The organism is Burkholderia sp. L27(2015) (assembly GCF_009765705.1).
GTDB lineage: Bacteria > Pseudomonadota > Gammaproteobacteria > Burkholderiales > Burkholderiaceae > LMUX01.
The window spans coordinates 777565-796495 of record NZ_LMUX01000016.1 but is presented as its reverse complement, the minus strand read 5'-3'; the positions used below and the strand labels follow the sequence as shown (position 1 = coordinate 796495).

General features: G+C 61.2%; 13 protein-coding genes, 1 tRNA gene and 3 pseudogenes. 6 read left to right on the top strand and 11 right to left on the bottom strand.

Annotation, left to right across the window (positions count from 1 at the left end; genetic code table 11):
• Positions 1-11 precede the first annotated feature (11 nt).
• Positions 12-149, bottom strand: a pseudogene (locus GSQ77_RS11485) (hypothetical protein); the annotation flags it as partial.
• A 178-nt stretch (positions 150-327) separates the two neighbouring features.
• On the opposite strand from GSQ77_RS11485, the gene GSQ77_RS11480 reads away from it, so the two are divergent.
• The 5 genes and pseudogenes from GSQ77_RS11480 (at position 328) to GSQ77_RS11460 (ending at position 4568) form a co-directional block, all read left to right on the top strand.
• Positions 328-891, top strand: coding sequence for an Hsp20/alpha crystallin family protein (locus GSQ77_RS11480; RefSeq protein ID WP_158902073.1), 564 nt, complete (start codon positions 328-330; stop codon positions 889-891).
• 60 nt (positions 892-951) lie between these two features.
• Positions 952-1599 (top strand): annotated as a pseudogene (locus GSQ77_RS11475) (type IV toxin-antitoxin system AbiEi family antitoxin domain-containing protein); the annotation flags it as partial.
• Positions 1599-1892 (top strand): annotated as a pseudogene (locus tag GSQ77_RS11470) (nucleotidyl transferase AbiEii/AbiGii toxin family protein); the annotation flags it as partial. The pseudogenes GSQ77_RS11475 and GSQ77_RS11470, both read left to right, overlap by 1 nt.
• Positions 1893-2198: 306 nt before the next feature.
• The gene (locus GSQ77_RS11465; RefSeq protein WP_158902069.1) at positions 2199-3002 is read left to right on the top strand and encodes an alpha/beta fold hydrolase; all 804 of its coding nucleotides are present in this window, start codon (positions 2199-2201) and stop codon (positions 3000-3002) included.
• Positions 3003-3005: 3 nt separating this feature from the next.
• Positions 3006-4568, top strand: coding sequence for an ATP-binding protein (locus GSQ77_RS11460; protein ID WP_158902067.1), 1563 nt, complete (start codon positions 3006-3008; stop codon positions 4566-4568).
• On the opposite strand, the gene GSQ77_RS11455 is transcribed toward GSQ77_RS11460, so the two are convergent.
• The 4 genes from GSQ77_RS11455 to GSQ77_RS29940 are packed head-to-tail and all read right to left on the bottom strand — an operon-like array spanning position 4565 to position 6487.
• Complete coding sequence (locus GSQ77_RS11455) at positions 4565-5572, bottom strand: alpha/beta fold hydrolase (RefSeq protein WP_158902065.1); 1008 nt, start codon at positions 5570-5572, stop codon at positions 4565-4567. The two genes, GSQ77_RS11460 and GSQ77_RS11455, sit on opposite strands and share 4 nt — an antisense overlap.
• A gap of 9 nt (positions 5573-5581) precedes the next feature.
• The gene (locus tag GSQ77_RS11450) at positions 5582-5818 is read right to left on the bottom strand and encodes a hypothetical protein (RefSeq protein WP_158902063.1); all 237 of its coding nucleotides are present in this window, start codon (positions 5816-5818) and stop codon (positions 5582-5584) included.
• A gap of 3 nt (positions 5819-5821) precedes the next feature.
• On the bottom strand, positions 5822-6250 hold the full coding sequence (locus GSQ77_RS29945) for a substrate binding domain-containing protein (RefSeq protein ID WP_367889660.1): 429 nt from the start codon (positions 6248-6250) through the stop codon (positions 5822-5824).
• Positions 6251-6487: a LysR family transcriptional regulator gene (locus GSQ77_RS29940; protein WP_367889659.1), complete on the bottom strand. Its 237-nt coding sequence runs from the start codon at positions 6485-6487 to the stop codon at positions 6251-6253. It lies immediately after the preceding gene.
• Positions 6488-6619: 132 nt separating this feature from the next.
• Between GSQ77_RS29940 and GSQ77_RS11440 the strand changes: the two genes are divergently transcribed.
• Positions 6620-7261, top strand: a complete 642-nt coding sequence (locus GSQ77_RS11440) for a DNA-3-methyladenine glycosylase (RefSeq protein WP_254067556.1) — start codon at positions 6620-6622, stop codon at positions 7259-7261.
• Between the two features lie 12 nt (positions 7262-7273).
• On the opposite strand, the gene GSQ77_RS11435 is transcribed toward GSQ77_RS11440, so the two are convergent.
• The 6 genes from GSQ77_RS11435 to acs form a co-directional block, all read right to left on the bottom strand.
• The gene (locus tag GSQ77_RS11435; RefSeq protein ID WP_158902061.1) at positions 7274-12490 is read right to left on the bottom strand and encodes an AIDA repeat-containing protein; all 5217 of its coding nucleotides are present in this window, start codon (positions 12488-12490) and stop codon (positions 7274-7276) included.
• Positions 12491-12690: 200 nt separating this feature from the next.
• Positions 12691-14076 (bottom strand): autotransporter strand-loop-strand O-heptosyltransferase, encoded by a 1386-nt coding sequence (locus tag GSQ77_RS11430; RefSeq protein ID WP_254067555.1) that lies wholly within the window; start codon positions 14074-14076, stop codon positions 12691-12693.
• Positions 14077-14202: 126 nt separating this feature from the next.
• Positions 14203-14292, bottom strand: a tRNA-Ser gene (locus tag GSQ77_RS11425).
• A gap of 74 nt (positions 14293-14366) precedes the next feature.
• On the bottom strand, positions 14367-16385 hold the full coding sequence (locus tag GSQ77_RS11420) for a sodium:solute symporter family protein (RefSeq protein WP_158902059.1): 2019 nt from the start codon (positions 16383-16385) through the stop codon (positions 14367-14369).
• Between the two features lie 24 nt (positions 16386-16409).
• Positions 16410-16799 (bottom strand): DUF4212 domain-containing protein, encoded by a 390-nt coding sequence (locus GSQ77_RS11415; protein WP_158902057.1) that lies wholly within the window; start codon positions 16797-16799, stop codon positions 16410-16412.
• An 83-nt stretch (positions 16800-16882) separates the two neighbouring features.
• Positions 16883-18865: an acetate--CoA ligase gene (gene acs, locus GSQ77_RS11410; RefSeq protein WP_158902055.1), complete on the bottom strand. Its 1983-nt coding sequence runs from the start codon at positions 18863-18865 to the stop codon at positions 16883-16885.
• Positions 18866-18931 lie beyond the last annotated feature (66 nt).

The following is an 18931-nucleotide window of genomic DNA, read 5'->3' as shown; positions in this document are numbered from 1 at the left end:
GACCGGCTGAATCAGACAGCATCACGGGCGGTGAAAAACGTGACATGCTCGACCAGTTCGGTTGCTACAACTCCTGGCTCGATCATGGATACGCGGATGTCCTGCGGCCCCAATTCTGCCCTTAGATGGCGGGAAAGATGGCTAACAAAGGCTCGTGTTGTGCATGGCGATTCGAGACCCTAATTCAGCCGCGATTCGCCAGGTATAGACAATTCTCTAGTTTGCATGTGCGCTAACGCACAGTCTCCGAGATGCCTGCGGGCGAGATACTACAGATTCGCACAGGTGGTATTTACGACGCGAGGCTCGTTCGTCAAGGAGACTACGATGAACACCGACCCGAGAAAGTGGAACCCTTTCAAATTTCTACGCGGATCGGGGCGCAAGCCCGACGCGGACAACCCGCAAAGCCCGCCGACCGGTGAACCGTGGCGCGCCCCGTGGTCCGACATTCAGCGACTTTTCTCGCGCGATCCGTGGCGTGCCATGGAGGAGTTCTTTCACGATCCGTTTGCAGGCCGCGGCGCGCTGGAACGATGGTTTGGCGACTTCAGCTCATCGCGTTTCCAGCCGCGCATCGACGTGGTCGACGAGGGGCAGATACTGCGCGTGACCGTCGAATTGCCGGGCATGGCGCAGGAGGACGTGAGCGTCAAAGTCGAAGATGGCGCGTTGGTTTTGCGCGGCGAGAAAAAGCAGGATGTGCACAGCGACGAGGACGGTTGTTATCGGCTTGAACGCGCCTATGGGACCTTCACGCGCACGATCCCGATGCCGGAAAATGCCGACCCCGAACACACGCTCGCAAAGTTTGACAAGGGCGTGCTCACGCTCACCGTGCCGAAGCAGGAGCCGCCGCGATATGCGAGCCGCACGATCGATATTGACTAGAACTGGGCCGAGATGGCGCCGACTTAACGCGATCCTCTCGTTGCTCAAAGTCCTCACCGGCAACTGGCTGCCAAATACGTCACTGGTGGCTGGTTGGTACGGTTGGCTCAGGGTGTGTATGCATTTCGTGGCGACACACTCGATCCACACGCCTCGATCAAATTCCTGCAAACACGGATTCCCGGCCTGCATATTGGCGGCAAGAGCGCCCTCGCCCTTCAGGGGGTGCGTCACAATCTGTCCCCCAGGGAACAACTCGTCTTATGGGGCGGCGGGCGATCCACATTGCCCGATTGGTTCACCACATGTTTCCCAGCACGTTATGTATCCGCGCACCTGTTCGATTGGCCTACTGGTTTCCCCCATACAAAGAGTCTTACCATCCCTCCGGGTACTGCTGATGGGCTGCAAGTCTCTGTGCCCGAACGAGCCATTCTCGAAATGCTCTACGAAGTCGGCACACATCAGGATATCGAAGAGGCACGTAACCTCTTCTCCGGCGTACGCAACCTTCGCAAGGACATGCTGGGTCGGCTACTAGTCTGCTGTACCAGCGTTAAAACAGTGCGCCTGCTGCTCACTTGGGGACGTGAAACAGAATTGATCAAAGTAGACGATCTGCTGGGTCAATATGACATTCCTGTCGGCAGCAACAGGCGGTGGATCACCCGCCTGAAAGACGGCACACTCTTGACGTTGAATCCCTGATGAATATTTACTACGCACAAACGGTTCGCTTGCTGCTTACGGCCGCACCAGACGTCTTCGCCAACGATATCTTCGCGATGAAGGGTGGCACCGCAATCAATTTGTTTGTTCAGGATATGCCGCGGCTGTCCGTCGACATTGAGGTCGTCTACGTGCCGTGGGCCACGCCGCGCGACGAAGCCATGCAGGCAATCGCGAACGAGCTCGACGCGATCACCGGACGTCTCAGCAAAATCGGCCTGAAATGCCGCGCTATCGCAAGCAAGGGACTTAGCGACACCAAGCTCATTATTGCTTTGCCCCCATGCAGGAGAGCTGCCGGCGCTCCGATGGAAACTGTCCAATTTGCAGGCCTTCAGCAAACGTCGATCACAAGATTTTCGCCGACAGGCTGATGAGCTCGAATCAAAGTTGAGATCATCGCCCTGACCCAGCACTGCATTCGGCTACGGACTACTCCCAAAACGTCTGGCCAAACCACTGCGCATTAATGAACTCACGAGACGCGCTCGAGCAGCGGCCCAATTAAACAGAATTTGGGCGGCCCGATAGATCTGCCGCACGTATAATCGTTATCACTGTGTCAACCGGTGATGGGCATGAGCGTGCAGCACAGAAACAACGTGAGAACGGCCGGCAAAGGCCCTGCCACGATGGTGTTCGTCCACGGATTTGGATGCGACCAAAGCATGTGGCGCTATCTCGCCCCCACCTTTCAGAGCAGTTTCAAAACGGTGCTGTTCGATTTGGTGGGGAGCGGGTCGTCCGACCTATCCGCCTACGATCGCTCGAAATACGACTCGTTGCATGGGTACGCCACCGATTTACTCGAAATCATCGACGAATTTTCGGAAGGCCCGGTGCTATTGGTCGGTCATTCGGTCAGCGCAATGATAGGCATGCTCGCCACCATAGAGGCGCCCGAACGGTTCGCCGCTCACGTCATGGTCGGACCGTCGCCCTGCTATATCAATAGCGATGACTACGTCGGTGGTTTTACGCGACCCGACATCGATGACCTGCTGCACACGCTGGAAAGCAATTACCTCGGTTGGTCCAGCACCATGGCGCCGGCCATCATGGGTGCGCCTGACCAGCCGGAATTAGCAGAGGAACTGACCAACAGCTTTTGCCAAACCGACCCGGAGATCGCCAAGCACTTTGCGCGCGTCACGTTTCTTTCAGACCACCGAGCCGATCTGCCTAAATCAAAAACCCCGACACTTATTCTTCAATGCAGTGATGACATCATCGCCCCGTGCTCAGTCGGCGAGTATATGCAACGGGCGATGCCCGCAGCAACGCTGCGGATCATCGAAAACGTCGGCCATTGCCCGCACCTAAGTGCACCGAGCGCAAGTACAGCCGCGATCGAAGCGTTTCTTCGACCCATCGGGTTCTGAGCCATGCATAACGCAGACGAATCGTTCTACGACGAGGCTGCCTGCGGATTGCTGGTCACCGCCGTTGATGGAACGATCCTGCGCTGTAATTCAACCTTTTGCGGCTGGACAGGGTACGCAGCAGAAGAGCTGATAGCAAAGCGTCGGATACAAGAACTCCTCACCATTGGCGGGCGGGTGTTCCACCAGACACACTGGGCGCCCTTGCTACAAATGCAGGGTTCTGTCGCAGAGATACAGTTGGAGATCATTCATCGAGATCTCCATACCGTGCCGATACTGCTTAACGCCATTCGGCGACGCGATGAGTCCGGAGTCAAAGACCATATTGCGGTATTCGTCTCCACCGATAGACGCAAGTATGAGCGGGAACTTCTGGCCGCACGCGAACGAGCGGAGACCGCACTCATCGCGCGCCGAGAGGTCGATGTGCGATTGCAGGATTTGAACGAGCGACTGTCTGAAGCCGATCGGCGCAAAGATGAATTTCTAGCCACGCTGGCACACGAACTGCGCAATCCGCTCGCCCCCATGCGCAACGTGCTGGATATCCTCAGACTAAAGAACTTTGACGACCCTGATCTGCGTTGGTCTCTGGGTGTATTCGAACGGCAATTGCAGCAGATGACCCATCTCGTCGATGACTTGATGGAGGTCTCGCGCATTACGCAAGGTCGTGTGGAATTGCGCAAGCGTCCGCTTGACATTGTGGAGGCCATGCACGACGCGGTGGAAACTTGCATGCCGCTCATGCAAGCTTCATCACATACCCTCACCGTGATCCTTCCAAACGCCCCCGTCTTCGTCGATAGCGACCCCACGCGGCTTGCTCAGATCATGCTGAACCTGCTCAATAATGCCGCCAAATACACGCCCGCTGGCGGCCAGATCCGATTCGTCGGTGAGCGACAAGGCGATCAGGCCGTCTTGACGGTGATCGACTCCGGCATAGGCATACCGGAACAACATCTGTCCAACGTGTTTCAAATGTTCTCGCAACTTGCTCCGGCGCTTGAACGTTCGCAGGGTGGTCTAGGTATTGGACTCGCTCTTGTACGCGGGCTGGTGGAGCTGCACGGAGGCACCGTCTGCGCCGACAGCAAAGGGGAAGGCCTCGGTAGCGAATTTTGTGTGCGTCTTCCCCTTTCGCAGATGGAATTCGAGGTCGCGCCAGCGAGCAGCGATCGCCCGTCTGCGCCGGCCCAAGGGCGGCGCGTATTGCTGATAGACGACAATGAAGATGCGATCGAGAGTATGGCGATGGTGCTGCACATGCTAGGCCATGAAGTTCAAACCGCACGTGACGGCATGACAGGCATAGCGATGGGGCGCGAGTTCTCGCCTCAAGTGGTGTTGCTCGATATCGGTCTGCCCGAGCTAAATGGATATGACGTGGCCAAGTTGATCCGCAATGAGGCGTGGGGAAGTCATGCGCTGTTGATCGCCGCAACCGGATGGGGCCAACGGGAGGACAAACAAGCCGCACTCGATGCGGGGTTTGATCAGCACTTGACCAAACCCATCAATGTCGCCGATTTGGATGCGATTTTTCGCAGCATAGACTAGCTCGCGTCTGAGCCTAATAGCCGCGCCAGTTGTTTCTCTACAAAAGCGGCGTCCTTCGGGTTTTGGGTGGGATTGTTTACCCGGTGCCCCCAAATTGTGTCGATGACACACAACTCCGCGTTCGGCATTAGGCGCACCTCTTCCTCGCTGTCGACCGGAGAAAAATACATGTCGGTTCGACTCGGCATGATCAACGCCGATGCCTGGATGGAACCCAATGCCTTCGTCAGATCGCCGTTATATTGGGCATTGGCGCTGATGTCCGCGCGTTCCCAGGCACCGATCATCGCCATCAAATCGTTACCGTCTTTATGGGCAAAGAAGCCTTCCCAGACGCGTACGATGAAGTCTTCGACACTGTGGAAGCCGGCGTGGAGGTATGCTTCGTCGCGGTAGAACTGCGATGACATGCCCCATCCCGCGTAGACCCGTGCCATAGCCTTGAGGCCCTGACCGGCGTCGGCACGGAAATACTCGCCCTGCCACGCCGGATCGCCCGTGAGCGCAGCTTTGACGCCCTCGAGAAACACCCGGTTGTGGCGTGACGTTTTCGCGGATCCGCAGATGACGGCAACGCGCTCGACCATATCGGGAAATAGCGCGGCCCAGTGATAGGCCTGCTGGGCGCCCATCGAGAATCCGACCGCAAGCTTCAATCGCTCGACTTGGAATTTCTCGCGTAGCAGCCGGTGTTGCAGCATCACGTTATCGAACAGGCTAATGGACGGAAAAGTGCCGGGCGCCTGATGGCTCGGCGATGACGACAAGCCATTGCCCAGCATGTTCGGTATAACGACAAAATACCGGTCGGTGTCGAGCGTCCTACCCGGCCCTGCAAGCCACGCGATATCGGTGTGGTGTGTACCGAAGGAGGTTGGATAGACGATGACGTTATCGCGGGCGGCGTTGAGTCGACCGGCCGTTTGATATACCAGCCTGGCGTTGCTCAGGCGGCTGCCGTTTTGCAGGTCTACATCGCCGCAATCGAAAATTTCGCCGTTCATATTTTTCCTTTAGTACTTGCTTGCTGAATCTTCAAGCCACGGGAGCAAAGCAGCGATCGCATCAACGGCTTCTTTCTCCGTAGCAAACCGTTTCGCAGAATAGTCTGCGATCAGCGTCCATCGCCCTTCGTCTTCGGGGTCTCTTCGAAATTGCTTTGCGCTGAATGTGCCATCGGGATGCGAAATAAAATCCACACAATATTGTCCCGATGCATCTTCCACGCTACGGATGGTCACATGTGTCATCTGTCAATTCCCCCACGAAACATCGTGGAAAGCCTCCACTAGAAAATCGATCAGGCGCCGCACTTTTAGCGGCGGTTGCTTGCGCGTTGCATAGACCGCGTACACGCCCAGTTCGGCCGCGCGATATTCGGGCATGAGTTCGACCAGGTCGCCTCGTCTCAGGTCTTCGGCTAGCATGAAGCTGGGCTGCAATATGATGCCGCCGTGCTGCGCAGCGATGGCACGGCAAGTGTCACCGTTGTTCGAATATACCCGCGCGTGAGTATGGACGGGGACCCGGCCTTCAGGGCCATCAAACTGCCATTCGTCGCGGCCTGACCAGTTCGTATAGGCAAGCACGCGGTGTTGCACCAACTCTTTCGGATGTTTGGGCACGCCGTGCCGCTCAAGATAAGTCGGCGAAGCACACAACGTCATGCGCGTCGAAACCAATTAAGTCACCTCCGACTCCGCATCATCCAGCGCGGCCAGGACATCCTTCGAACGCTGATAAAAAATTCTGCCTTCCTCGGTAAGCGAAAGCCGGCGTGTGGTTCGTTGCAACAGACGAACGCCCAGACGCTGTTCGAGAGCATCGACATGGCGCGACACTGCGGCTTTCGACATCCTTAGCGGGTCGACCGCGCCCACGAAACTGCCAGCGTCGACCACCGCGGTGAACACGCTCATTTCAAGAGCTCGATCTATTTTATTGTCTCTATACTTGAAAACGCAATGATCGCCTAAACTGAATCAACTCAACCAGGCCGGATGATTCATGAAAATTTGGGCGAATATTTGCATCGCATGATGAACGACCTTGTGAATCAAACAACTGCTGACTTAGCCGGGCAAAGCTTGCCGATTCTCCCGCTCACGCGTGACGATTTGCCAGGCGACACGATCGAACTGGCGCGTTACCTGGTGGGCAAGTATCTCGTTCATGATCTGCCGGAGGGCCGCATGAGCGGCCGGATCGTCGAAATGGAAGCCTATCCTATCGGCGACTCCACCAGCTACGCCTTTCGGGGTCGCCGTTCGCACAATGATTCGATGTTTCTCGCGCGAGGGCATGCTCACGTGCGGCTTACCTATGGAATATCGTACATGTTGAATGTTGCCAGCGAGGATGAGGGCGTGGGCGCTGGCGTGCTGATTCGCGCGATTGAACCGCTGGAAGGCCTGGACGCAATGTATGCCCGGCGGCCAGGCGTAAAGCTGCGTGACCTGGCGCGTGGGCCGGGGCGCCTTACGGTGGCGCTCGGCGTCGGCCTGGAGTTCGATGGTTGCGACTTGTGTACCGGTCGCGGCTTGTGGCTCGGTGCGATCGAAACAGAAGCAACGCCTGTTGCAGTGGTGACCCGAATTGGGTTATCGCGGGAAATGGATAAATTGCTGCGCTTTTACGAACCCGGCAGTCTATTCGTTAGCGGGCCGCGCAAGCTGTTGGATACATCCATTTAAATTTTGCTCACTTCAGAACCGGTAACTGACTTTCACGCTGGCAGTCTGCGCCGACGCATGGCTGGTGTTAAGCAACGCGTCGTAGCTCAGCGACACGGTGGTCGACTTACTCGGCTGCATGCTCACGCTTAAGCCCGTGGTCAGTTGGCCATGTGGCAGATTCGTGCCCGGTGCGGCGAATACCGTGCCGTCTTGCGCGCTGACGGCTACGGCTCGGTTCGTGTCCAACAATTCTTGGGCGTAGCCGACTCTGACCTGTACGTTCACTGGCTTCAGCGCGTTACCGAATGCCTTGTCCAGCGTGATCTCGGTGTACGGCTGCAGGCTGTGGACGTTGTCGGTGCCCACGCCCAGGTCTTGCCCGTTGGCCCCGCCTTCGGCAAATGCGTTGCCGTGAACGTACGCGTAGCGCAAGCCCAGCCGTGGCGTGAGCGTGAATCCGGCGAACGTCATCGGCAGGCTCGCCTGGCTGGCCGCTGTCACTTCCTGCCCCATGTGGTCACCGGTCGCCGTGCCGATCGCGCCAAACGGACGCTTCTGCGACAGGAAGTCCAGGCCATAGCCCAAGGAAGCCGAGACGCCAACCGGACCGAGCCAGCGGCTGCCGTACAGCGCTGCGCGCAGCGTATCCGTGGTGCCGCTGTCACCCGTGATCTGTTCATCGATATCGGCATGGTTATAACCTGCGGCGACACCGACCGTGTAGTTCCCGACTTGATGATCGAGCCCGGTCATGAAGCCGTATTGGTCTGCCTGGAAGCCCGGTTCGCCATTTGTTGCATCGACCTTGGTATGAGCACCGGTGACGGTCGCCCAGCCGTTGAACGCGCCGGTCTCGCGCGGCTGACTCAATCGGTCAAGCAAAGCCGCGTTGGTGTTTTGTGCGCCCAGCGCGAGTGTCGAACCCAAAGCGGTGTAGATACTGGTATTGATCGGCGCGACCACGATCTGATTCGCAGGCGTCGCCGCTTGAGTGAGCGCTAGATCGACTTCGTTGGCCTGATAGCTCACGGACTGCTGCAGCGCCCCGAGGTTCGCGCCGGCTTGTACGGCGCTGGTCACACTGCTAAAGCGGCCGGTCACGCCGTTGGCGGCACTCAGGATCGTGTACTGCGTAGCCGCGTAGGTGCCCGGGTCGTACAGAATCTGCAAGCCGCCGTTCAACGCCGCCGTGCCGCCCACGCGCAATTGCGAGCCCGAGGTCGGATTCACCTCGATAACCAGCGTCGCGTTGCCCGCCTGGGTGTAGTTGCCGCCGACCGTCAGCGTGCCGACCGAGCCGCCCGGCATCACGACACCATTGTTCGTCACGTTGCCGCCGATCGAGCCATGGCCGCGCAGCGTGCCCGGCGCATCGACGAGCACATTGCCGCCGAGTTGCGCGCCCGGGTTGTTGATGTCACCGACCGCGAGCGCGCCCGACATGACTTCGGTGATGCCGGTGAACTGATGGCTGTCGCCGTTCAGCACCACGCTGCCGGTGCCCTGCTGCTCGATGCGCCCGGCGCCGGAAATGTCGCCCCCGTATGTGATCGCATCAGGCCGATTGAAGACCAGCAGGCCATTGTTGGCCGTATTGCCGACGAGGTCGCCCGCGGCGGTGCCCTGGCCGATCGTCAGCGTGCCGCCCGCCGACACGATCGGATCGATCAGGGATCCGAACAGATCCTGCGAGCCGCCGCTCAGCACCTGCGTACCGCTCACCGTCGCGCCGCTCGACACGGTCTGCACGCCGCCGCTCGACACGATCGAGCCGTTCGCGGTGCCGCCGGACTGTACGTCCTGCGTGCCGCCGGAGGCGACCACCGTGCCCGACGTGATGCCGCCCGCGCCGACCGTCTGCATGCCGCCGGACGCGACCATCGTGCTCGACGTGACGCCACCGGAGTTGACCGTCTGCGAACCGCCCGATGCGACCATCGTGCCCGACGTGACGCCACCGGAGCTGATCGTCTGCGAACCGCCCGATGCGACCGTCGTGCCCGAGGTGACCCCGCCTGCACCGACGGTCTGCGTGCCGCCGGAAGCGACTGCGGTGCCCGACGTGACACCGCCGGCGTTGACTGTTTGCGAGCCGCCGGAGCCCACCACCGTCCCGCTCGTCTGGCCGCCGCTCGCCACCGTCTGCTTGCCGCCGCTGCTGACAGATGTGCTGACCGTCGTTCCACCCGACGACACGCTCTCGGTGCCGCCGCTCTTCACTACCGTGCCGCTCGCGGTACCGCCGGAGGTCACGATAGCCGTGCCGCCGCTCGACACCATCGTACTGCTAGCGGTGCCGCCCGACATCACCACGCTCGACCCGCCGTTGCCGACCGACGTGCCCCTCGTGACGCCGCCCGACGAAACGACCTGCGCGCCGCCGCTGCTGACCAGCGTGCCGCTCGCGCTACCGCCCGCCGCCACGGTCTGCGTGCCGCCGCTGTCCACTAGCGTACCGCTCGTAGCACCGCCCGACGAGACGACTTGCTTGCCGCCGCCGCTCACCTGCGTGTTGTTCGCCGTGCCGCCGGCGACCGTCTGTGTGCCACTGGACGCGACTTGCGAGCCCTGCGTTGTGCCGCCCGACGACACCACCTCGCTGCCACCGCTGCCGACTTCCGTGCCGCTCGTCGTGCCGCCCGAGCTGACGAACACCGAGCCACCCGCGCTCACCATCGTGCCTGACGCGGTGCCGAGCACCGTCTGCGAACCGTTGGACGTCACCGTCGTACCCAGCGTGGTGCCACCGGACGAAACAAACTCGGAGCCGCCCGACGTGACGAACGTGCCGCTCGCCGTGCCGCCGGCAGACACCGTTTCCAGGCCGCCGCTACCGACGGACGTGTTGACCGCAGAGTCGCCGGCAAGGATCGTCAACTGGCCGCCGTCTTCGACGATCACGTTGTCCGCGGCGCCGCCCTGGATCGAGAACGCGCCGCTCGCATTGGTGCCGCTGACAGTGGCCGACGTGTTGGTGATCAGCGCGGCACCCGCCGACTGCGTGACGCCGATCGCCTCGCCGCCGGCCGACACGGTGAGCTTGCCGCCGCTCGACACGGTCATACCGAAGGCATCGCCGCCCGTCAGCACGGTCTGTGCACCGCCGCTGCTGATCGACGTGGCCGACGTCCTACCGCCCGACGAGACGATGACGAGGCCGCCGCTACCGGCAGTCGTCTGGTTAGCGACATCTCCGGCCAGCACGGACAGCTGCCCGCCGTTCTCGACGACCACGTTCTGCGCGACGCCGCTCGATATGCTGAACGTGCTGCTCGCACCACCGCTCACATAGCTGCCGCTCACCGTGGCCGACGTATTGGTGATGAGCGCCGCCCCGGCGTCCTGCGTGATGTTGGTCGCCGTGCCGCCGCCCGACACGACGAGCTGGCCGCCGTTCATCACCGTCGCTACGTCCGCGCTGCCGCCCGACGACACGAGCAGTTGCCCGCCGTTGCTGACTGTCGTGCTGTTCGCCGCACCGCCGCCTTGCACGATCGCACTGCCGCGCGCGCCAACCTGCGTGCCGCTCGCGGTCGTGCCGCTCAGCACAGTGAGCGAGCCGCCGGCTTCGACGAACACGCCCTGTGCGACGCCGCCAGAAATCGAAAATGAATTGGTCGTGCCGTTCGCGGTGTTCGTGCCGGTCACGGTCGCCGAGGTATTCGTGATCAGTGCCCCGCCGGCCTGCTGCGTGACGGCGGTCGCGGTGCCGCCCGACGACACCGTCAGCGCGCCACCGTTGCCCAGCGTCGTCGAATTGGCCGAGCCGCCCGCCATCACGACCACCGAGCCCTGATTGACGATGTGCGTATTGGTCGCGGAATTGCCGGTGAGCACGGTCAGTGTGCCGCCGTTTTCGAGCACGACGTTGTTCGCGATGCCGCCCGAAATCGAAAACGCGCCGCTGACATTCGTGCCGCTCACCGTCGCCGAGGTACCCGCCGTGAGCGCCGCGCCGCTCGACTGCGTGACGCCGGTCGCGGTACCGCCGGCGGACACCGTTATCGCGCCGCCGGAGAGCACCGTCGTGCTGGTCGCCGTACCGCCTGACGATACGGTTTGTCGCCCGCCGCTGCTGACGTTCGCGCTGGTCGTGACGCCACCCGCCAGCACGTTCTGCGTGCCGCCGCTGCGAATACTCGCCGAGGTATCAGTGCCCTGCACGTTCTCGGTGCCACCCGCCGACAGCGTGGTCGACGTGGCCGAGCCGCCGGCGGATACCGCCAGCGTGCCGCCGCTCACGATTGCGCCGGCTGCCGAACCGCCGCTGCTGACGCTCGCTGAACCGCCGTTGCCGATGGTCGTCGCGCTCGCGACGCCGCCCATCAACACGATCAGTTGGCCGCCCGCGCTGACGGTGCCCGACGTATCGGTGCCCGCGAGATTTTCGACGCCGCCTGCACTAATCACGATGCGTGTCGCGCTGCCGCCTGCGGAGACGCTTAGCGTACCGCCGCTCACCTTCGTGCCCACCGCGAACCCGCCGCTGCCTACGAAGCTTTGCCCACCACCGAGCACGCTCGTCGCGCTCGCCGTGCCGCCCGCGCTGATGGTCTGCGACCCACCGTTGCTGAGCGTGGCCGAGATGTCCGTGCCGGCGACCGAGTCGACGCCGCCCGACAGCACGTTCGTACGCGTCGCGCTGCCGCCGGCGGACACGTTGATTTGGCCGCCTGCGCTGACCGTCGTGCCGCTTGCGACGCCACCCGACGACACGTTGACCGTGCCGAGGCTGCTGATCGTCGTACCGGTGGCGATGCCACCGGATGACACGGTCTCGGACGATCCGCTTACGAGGATCGTCCCGCTCGCCGCGCCGCCCGCCGAGATGACCACGGATGCGCTATCGACTGTTGCGCTGCGCGCCACGCCGCCCGATGACACAACCAGACTGCCGCCCGACGTGACGTCGGTGGCTTGCGCGACGCCACCCGCGAAGACGGTCTGCGTGCCGCCAAGGCCGACGCTCGTGACGCTTGCGAGGCCACCCGACATCACGTTCTGCGCGCCGCCGAGCCCCACGCTGTCGTCGGTGGTCGTGCCGAACACCGTCTCGGTGCTGCTGCCGATCGTTGCGTTGGCCTCGGTCTGGTCCGCAGCGACCGTCGTCTGCGCGAGCGCGCCGGCCACGAACCACGGCAGCACCGTCACGGCAGCGAGCAGCATGCCCAGCAGGCGCGAGCACCTGCGGTAGCGCCGGCCGAAGGCGCGCACGGCGTATACGCGGCGCCAGGTGAGTCGTTTCATGGAGTTTTCCGAATTCTTTGCTGCTCTTCTTGTGCTACTTCCAGCCTCTTGTATTTCCGCCGTTGCGGCTTCTTGCTTGTTCGTATTGCCGGTTTGCGGATCGTCTTTATATATCGGCTTTTTGCGGCGCATCTTTAATGCGTTTTGCGCTTCAGCCCTGCTGGCTTGCGGTTCGCTTTCAGTTCGCTTGCGTCAGCGAATCAAGCCGTCGCCTGCGGCTGCTCAGCGAATGTCGGAATCCGCCGGATCGTGTTCATCACCTGTTCCGCGGTAATCAGCCGCGTGCATTCGAATTGCCGCGGCGTGTTCGCATGGCGCGGACACCACAGAAAATCGTGATGATCGAACTGCACGCGCACGTCGTTCCAGCAGCTATTGCACGTGTGGTAGTTGATCACGCGATACGGCGTGTCGAACTCGTTGGTCGGATGCGTAAAACCGCTGATCATCACGACCGGTGTACGCATGGTCCATGCGAGCCACGACAGGCCACTGCTCAGGCCGACGAAAAACGACGCGTGCTTGAGCCAGCGCGCGCGTTCCGCAAGCGGGCGCTCGCCGGTGAAGTCCTCGGAGCCGTACGGTATGTGATTCCACACGACGCCGCTGCCGTGCGTCGCCTTCTGGTCAATGCAGATTACGCGGTAACCGGCCTGCTGCAGAAACTGCACAATTTCGCGCCAGCCGCTCGGGTTGTTCCAGAATTTGCACTGCGTCGTGCTTTGCGTGGCGATGCACACGTATTTCTCGGGAATCGGCCGGCTGCTGTCGGGCAGCACGATCTCGGGGCGCTCTTCCTGCGGATCGACGCCGAGGATGTACGCGGCCGTCCGATGCAGGCCGACGAGGCGAAAGTCGCATGGCTGGCGTACGTTCGCGTCGTCGGTGAAGAAGAGGCCGATGTTGTAGGTCGCGTAGAAATTGTTCGCGTCGACCGCGTCGGGCGTCGCCAATGTGATTGACGGGTACGCGTCGCGGAAGAGCGGAATCAGTGGCTCGGCCATTACGCAGGTGAGCCGGCAGCGGTGCTGCCGCTCGAACTTTGCGACATACGGAAACCAGCCTAGCGTGTCGCCGAGCGTGCCGACCGGCAGATGCACGAGCACGTCGCGGTTGGTCAGGTCGAGACGATGGCGGAACACTTCCTTGCCTTGCGACCAGACTTCGATTTCGAATGGCACATAGTATTTCTTGCTGCTCGCGACGACCCCGGCGGATATCTGCGTTTCGAACAGCGGGTTCGCGGTGGCTGAATCGCGCAGCAGCACGCGCCAATCGCCGTCGCCTTGCGGCAGCATCACGCGGCAACCGTCGTTGAAGTCGAATCGGATGCCGGCGGGGCCTTCCTGCGTCGGGATGGATGGTGGGCTTTGAATGGCCTGGCCGTCCTGGCCGCTGCGGGCCGGTGTGGCGACGCTCGTCACGCTCCCGTCAGCGGTGCTCGCGGCGGTATCGACAAAATCGGCTGCGCTATGGGTTGGGGCCGTTGTGATGGGCGTTTGAGCCGCTGCGTCGGCCTCTTCGACCTGCGTTGTGGCGCCGGCGGACCCCACCACCGCGCGCACCTGCGTACCTGTTTGGGACATAATCGATCCGAAAGGTGAACGACCCGGATTTGCCTTGTAGTTGTACGCGGCATGCGTGCTTTTCTGGTCGCCGTAGAACGAAAAAGCCGCCGAACCCCTTAAGATTCGACGGCCTATATTCTTTCCTGGCGGAGGGACGGGGATTCGAACCCCGGATAGGTATTAACCTATACACGCTTTCCAGGCGTGCGACTTAAACCGCTCATCCATCCCTCCGTTAGGACGCGGATTATAGCAAACTCCGCGGCCCTGTGGCCACCTCATCCGCAAATCCCCCCACAAACAGGCCCCTAAGGCTGCCGAATATAGTCCACCAACGCCAAGCTACGCTCATCCGGCCGACGATCCAACAAGCTCACTGCGATCGCCACCAAAAACCCCGCCGGCACCCCAAACACCCCCGAGCTAATCGGCTCAATCGCAAACCACCGCGCCCCGGCATACCCCGTCATATGCGTGATAAACGGATAAGTCGTGACGATATAAAACACACAAATCCCCAACCCCGCCAGCATCCCTGCCACAGCCGCGCGCTGGGTCATACGCTTCCAAAACACCCCCAACACCAGCACCGGAAAAAAGCTCGACGCCGCGATCGAAAAAGCCGCCCCCACCAGAAACAAAATATTCCCGGTATTAAGCGACGCCACCCAAGCCGCCAACAACGCCACGCCCAGCAACAAGATCTTCGAAATAATCACGCGCTTCTGACTACTCGCAGTCTGATCAACCAACGTGTAATAAACATCATGCGAAAGCGCATTAGCAATCGTGAGCAACAACCCATCCGCCGTCGACAACGCAGCCGCCAACGCCCCCGCTGCCACCAACCCCGAAAGCACATAAGGCAAGCCCGCGATCTCCGGCGCACCGAGCACGATCATATCCGGATGCATCGCGATCTCTGCCCACTGCACCACACCATCATGATTGGTGTCGACGATGCTGATCATATGCGGCTCAAGATTGCGCCACGGAATAATCCAAGTCGGCAGGCTCGCATAATGTTGCCCCACCATATGCGTAAGCATTTCGTATTTGATCAGCACCGCCAACACCGGCACAGTCAGATAGAACAACGCGATAAAGAACAACGTCCACCCCACCGACCGCCGAGCCGAAGCAACGGAAGTGGTGGTGTTATACCGCGTCAAGATATGCGGCAGGCTGGCCGTGCCCACCATCAAACACACCATCAACGCCAGGAAGTTGATCTTGTGCTCCCTACGTTCCGCATCGCTGCGGGCAGAAAATGGCTCGAGGTTAGGCTGCGGCGGCTGAGCACGCAGGCGCCATTCGTCACGCTCTTCGCCCCACTGCGCAGCAGCATCGGACGCGTCTTTCGGATAAGCCGCGAGCGTGCGCTCCAAAGTCTTTATTTCGGGCAGCGGACCACTATGCGCGCGCAACGCATCGAGCTCACGCTCAAGATCCGCACGTTCGTTCAAATACGAACTCGGCAATCGATCGATCTTCTCTTGCAGCGCGGCAGCATTCTGTTTGAAACCGGAGCGCACTTCCTGCTCGGCCGGCGAGTCGCTGACCTGAACTTCGAGCACTTCCACTTTCTGCATCAAGCGCCCATAGTTAAACTGCGGCACCCACCCTAGCCCATCCTTGTGCGCAATCATCGAAACCGGAATCAGGAACGCCCCAATCAAGATGATGTACTGCGCAACCTGGGTCCACGTCACCGCACGCATACCCCCTAGAAAGGAACACACGAGAATGCCGGCCAGCCCGAAGAAGATCCCGATTTCAAAGTCCACGCCGATGAAGCGCGTGGCGATCAAGCCTACTCCTTGCAACTGCGCGACCAGATAAACGAACGAGCACAGCACAGTAGCGAAGACACTGATCAATCGCACCAGCCGGCTGTCGTACCGCGTGCCAAGAAAATCCGGCAACGTGTAGCGCGCAAGCTTGCGCATATAAGGCGCAAGCAGAAACGCCACCAAACAAAACCCGCCAGTCCACCCCATGATGTACGCAAGGCTTTCATACCCGGTCGCGTAAAGCGACCCCGCCAGTCCAATGAACGACGCAGCAGAAAGCCAGTCGGCCGCAGTCGCCATGCCATTGAAAAACGATGGCACGTTGCGCCCGGCCACGTAATACTCGGTAATATCCGACGTGCGCGCGAGCAGCCCGATCACCGCATACACCGCTATCGTCACGAACAAAAATACGTAGCCGACCCATACGCCCGGGCCGGCGCTGTGCTCGATGCGCCCCATCAACCAGACGAAGAAGTAGAACGCGAAAGCGTAGATCGCGTAGTTGCGCATCAAGCGCTGGGTGCGCGTCATCGGGTGCATGTCATCGCGCGCACCTCATCGATTCCGCCCAGCCGCGGCCGCACGCGCAGCAGACTGGCGCGCGGCTTCAAGTGCCTCGATTGCGCTCAGCGCCGCTTTGAGCCGACGGTCGGCCACCTGCATCAGCCCGACATACGCTACGATGAGCAGCAGATATAAGAGCGTCGCGCCCTGTGCCCCAAGATAGTAAGGCAGCGACCAGCCACGCCAATGGACGCCCGCCAAATCATCGGCAAACAGCGGCACCACGAACGAGATCGCGCCACCCAAGACGAACATGACCGCCATCGAGATCAGGTTGTAGCGCCAGTATTGCCGATGAGCGTGTGCCGCAGCAGCCCCGGTTGCGGGAGCAACGGGGCGCACGGATGAGGAAGAGGCAGCGGGGGTTGGCGGCACAGTCATAGCGCCTGTTTAACAAAAAGCGCGGCACTAAGCAATTGGTAGCAACCGCGCATCAGCCCCGCTGAACAGCAAACGGCGTGGGTTTAAACCGATTCGCCCAACTGGCCGAGGATCGCCGGATTCTCCAGGGTCGAGACGTCCTGGGTAATTTCCTCGCCTTTGGCCAAGCTGCGCAGCAAGCGCCGCATGATCTTGCCCGAACGGGTTTTCGGCAGGTTATCGCCAAAACGGATGTCCTTCGGTTTGGCGATCGGGCCAATTTCCTTGCCCACCCATTGCCGCAGTTCGTTGGCCAGCGCTTTGGCTTCGTCGCCCAGCGGGCGGTCTCGCTTGAGCACGACGAACGCCACGACCGCTTCGCCCGTGGTGTCGTCCGGGCGCCCCACCACAGCCGCTTCAGCCACCATCGGATGCGCCACCAGCGCCGATTCGATTTCCATCGTACCCATCCGATGACCGGACACGTTCAGCACGTCATCGATACGACCCATGATCGTGAAGTAGCCGGTTTCCTTGTCGCGGATCGCACCGTCGCCGGCGAGGTACAGGTTGCCGCCGAGCTCTTCCGGGAAATAGCTTTTCTTGAACCGCTCCGGGTCACCCCACACGGTGCGCAGCATCGACGGCCACGGGCGCTTGATCACGAGGATACCGCCCTGCCCGTTCGGCACCTCCTGGCCCGATTCATCAACGACCGCAGCCATGATGCCCGGCAGCGGCAATGTGCACGAGCCCGGTACCAGCGGCGTGGCGCCCGGCAGCGGCGAAATCATGTGGCCGCCGGTTTCGGTTTGCCAGAAGGTATCCAGCACCGGGCAGCGCTCGCCGCCCACATGCTTGTGATACCACATCCAGGCTTCCGGGTTGATCGGCTCGCCCACCGTGCCGAGGATGCGCAAGCTGCTCAGATCGAAGCTGGATGGATGCACTTTCTTGTCGGCGTCGGCTAGTTTGATCAGCGAGCGGATCGCCGTCGGGGCCGTGTAGAAGATGCTGACCTTGTGTTTCTGGATCATCTCCCAGAAGCGCCCGGCGTGCGGGTAGGTCGGCACGCCTTCGAAGACGATCTGCGTTGCGCCCAAGGCAGTCGGTCCGTAGGTGATGTAGCTGTGGCCGGTGATCCAGCCGATGTCGGCCGTACACCAGAAGACGTCGTCTTTCTTCAGGTCGAAGGTCCACTTCATCGTGAGCGCGGCCCACAGCAGGTAGCCGCCCGTACTGTGCTGCACGCCCTTGGGCTTGCCGGTCGAACCCGATGTGTAGAGGATAAACAGTGGATGTTCAGCGCCGACCCATTCCGGTTCGCAAGTGTCTTGCTGCGCGGCTACGATGTCGTGGAGCCAGACGTCGCGCGACTCATTCCACGCCACTTTGCCGCCGGTGCGCCGATAGACCATCACGGTGTGGACGGCATCGGTGCCGCCCATCGCCAACGCCTCGTCGACAATCGCCTTGAGCGGCAGCGCCTTGCCGCCGCGCATTTGTTCGTCAGCGGTGATCACGGCCACGGCGCCCACATCGACCACGCGCTCTTGCAGCGATTTGGACGAGAAGCCGCCGAATACCACCGAATGCGTGGCGCCGATGCGCGCACATGCCTGCATGGCGACCACGCCCTCGATCGACATCGACATATAGATCACTACGCGGTCACCCTTCTTTACGCCACGTGCCTTTAGCGCGTTGGCGAAGCGGCAGACCCGGTGGTAGAGATCCTGATAACTGACCTTGGTGACGGTGCCGTCGTCGGCCTCGAAGATCAGCGCGGTTTTCTCACCCAGACCGTTTTTCAAATGCCGATCGATGCAGTTGTACGAGGCGTTCAACTCGCCGTCCTCGAACCAGGTGTAGAACGGCGCACGGCTTTCGTCCAGCACCTTGGTGAACGGCTTGTGCCAGCTCAGTTCCTCGCGCGCGAGCCGCGCCCAGTACCCTTCGTAGTCTTTCTCGGCTTCGGCCGTCAACGCCCGATAGGCGTCCATGCCGGAAATCGTCGCCTTGGCGGCAAGGTCAGTCGGCGGCGTGAAAATACGATGTTCCTGCAGCGTCGATTCAATGGCGGACATGGTCTCCCCCCTCCTAGATTATGGAAAAACTGCGTCAGATTCTGCCTGACCGGCGCGTTGCATGGC

Coding starts and splice junctions, on each gene's coding strand:
- GSQ77_RS11480 (WP_158902073.1), top strand. CDS start 328: ATGAACACCGACCCGAGAAAGTGGAACCCTTTCAAATTTCTACGCGGA.
- GSQ77_RS11465 (WP_158902069.1), top strand. CDS start 2,199: ATGAGCGTGCAGCACAGAAACAACGTGAGAACGGCCGGCAAAGGCCCT.
- GSQ77_RS11460 (WP_158902067.1), top strand. CDS start 3,006: ATGCATAACGCAGACGAATCGTTCTACGACGAGGCTGCCTGCGGATTG.
- GSQ77_RS11455 (WP_158902065.1), bottom strand. CDS start 5,572: ATGAACGGCGAAATTTTCGATTGCGGCGATGTAGACCTGCAAAACGGC.
- GSQ77_RS11450 (WP_158902063.1), bottom strand. CDS start 5,818: ATGACACATGTGACCATCCGTAGCGTGGAAGATGCATCGGGACAATAT.
- GSQ77_RS29940 (WP_367889659.1), bottom strand. CDS start 6,487: ATGAGCGTGTTCACCGCGGTGGTCGACGCTGGCAGTTTCGTGGGCGCG.
- GSQ77_RS11435 (WP_158902061.1), bottom strand. CDS start 12,490: ATGAAACGACTCACCTGGCGCCGCGTATACGCCGTGCGCGCCTTCGGC.
- GSQ77_RS11430 (WP_254067555.1), bottom strand. CDS start 14,076: ATGTCCCAAACAGGTACGCAGGTGCGCGCGGTGGTGGGGTCCGCCGGC.
- GSQ77_RS11420 (WP_158902059.1), bottom strand. CDS start 16,385: ATGACGCGCACCCAGCGCTTGATGCGCAACTACGCGATCTACGCTTTC.
- GSQ77_RS11415 (WP_158902057.1), bottom strand. CDS start 16,799: ATGACTGTGCCGCCAACCCCCGCTGCCTCTTCCTCATCCGTGCGCCCC.
- acs (WP_158902055.1), bottom strand. CDS start 18,865: ATGTCCGCCATTGAATCGACGCTGCAGGAACATCGTATTTTCACGCCG.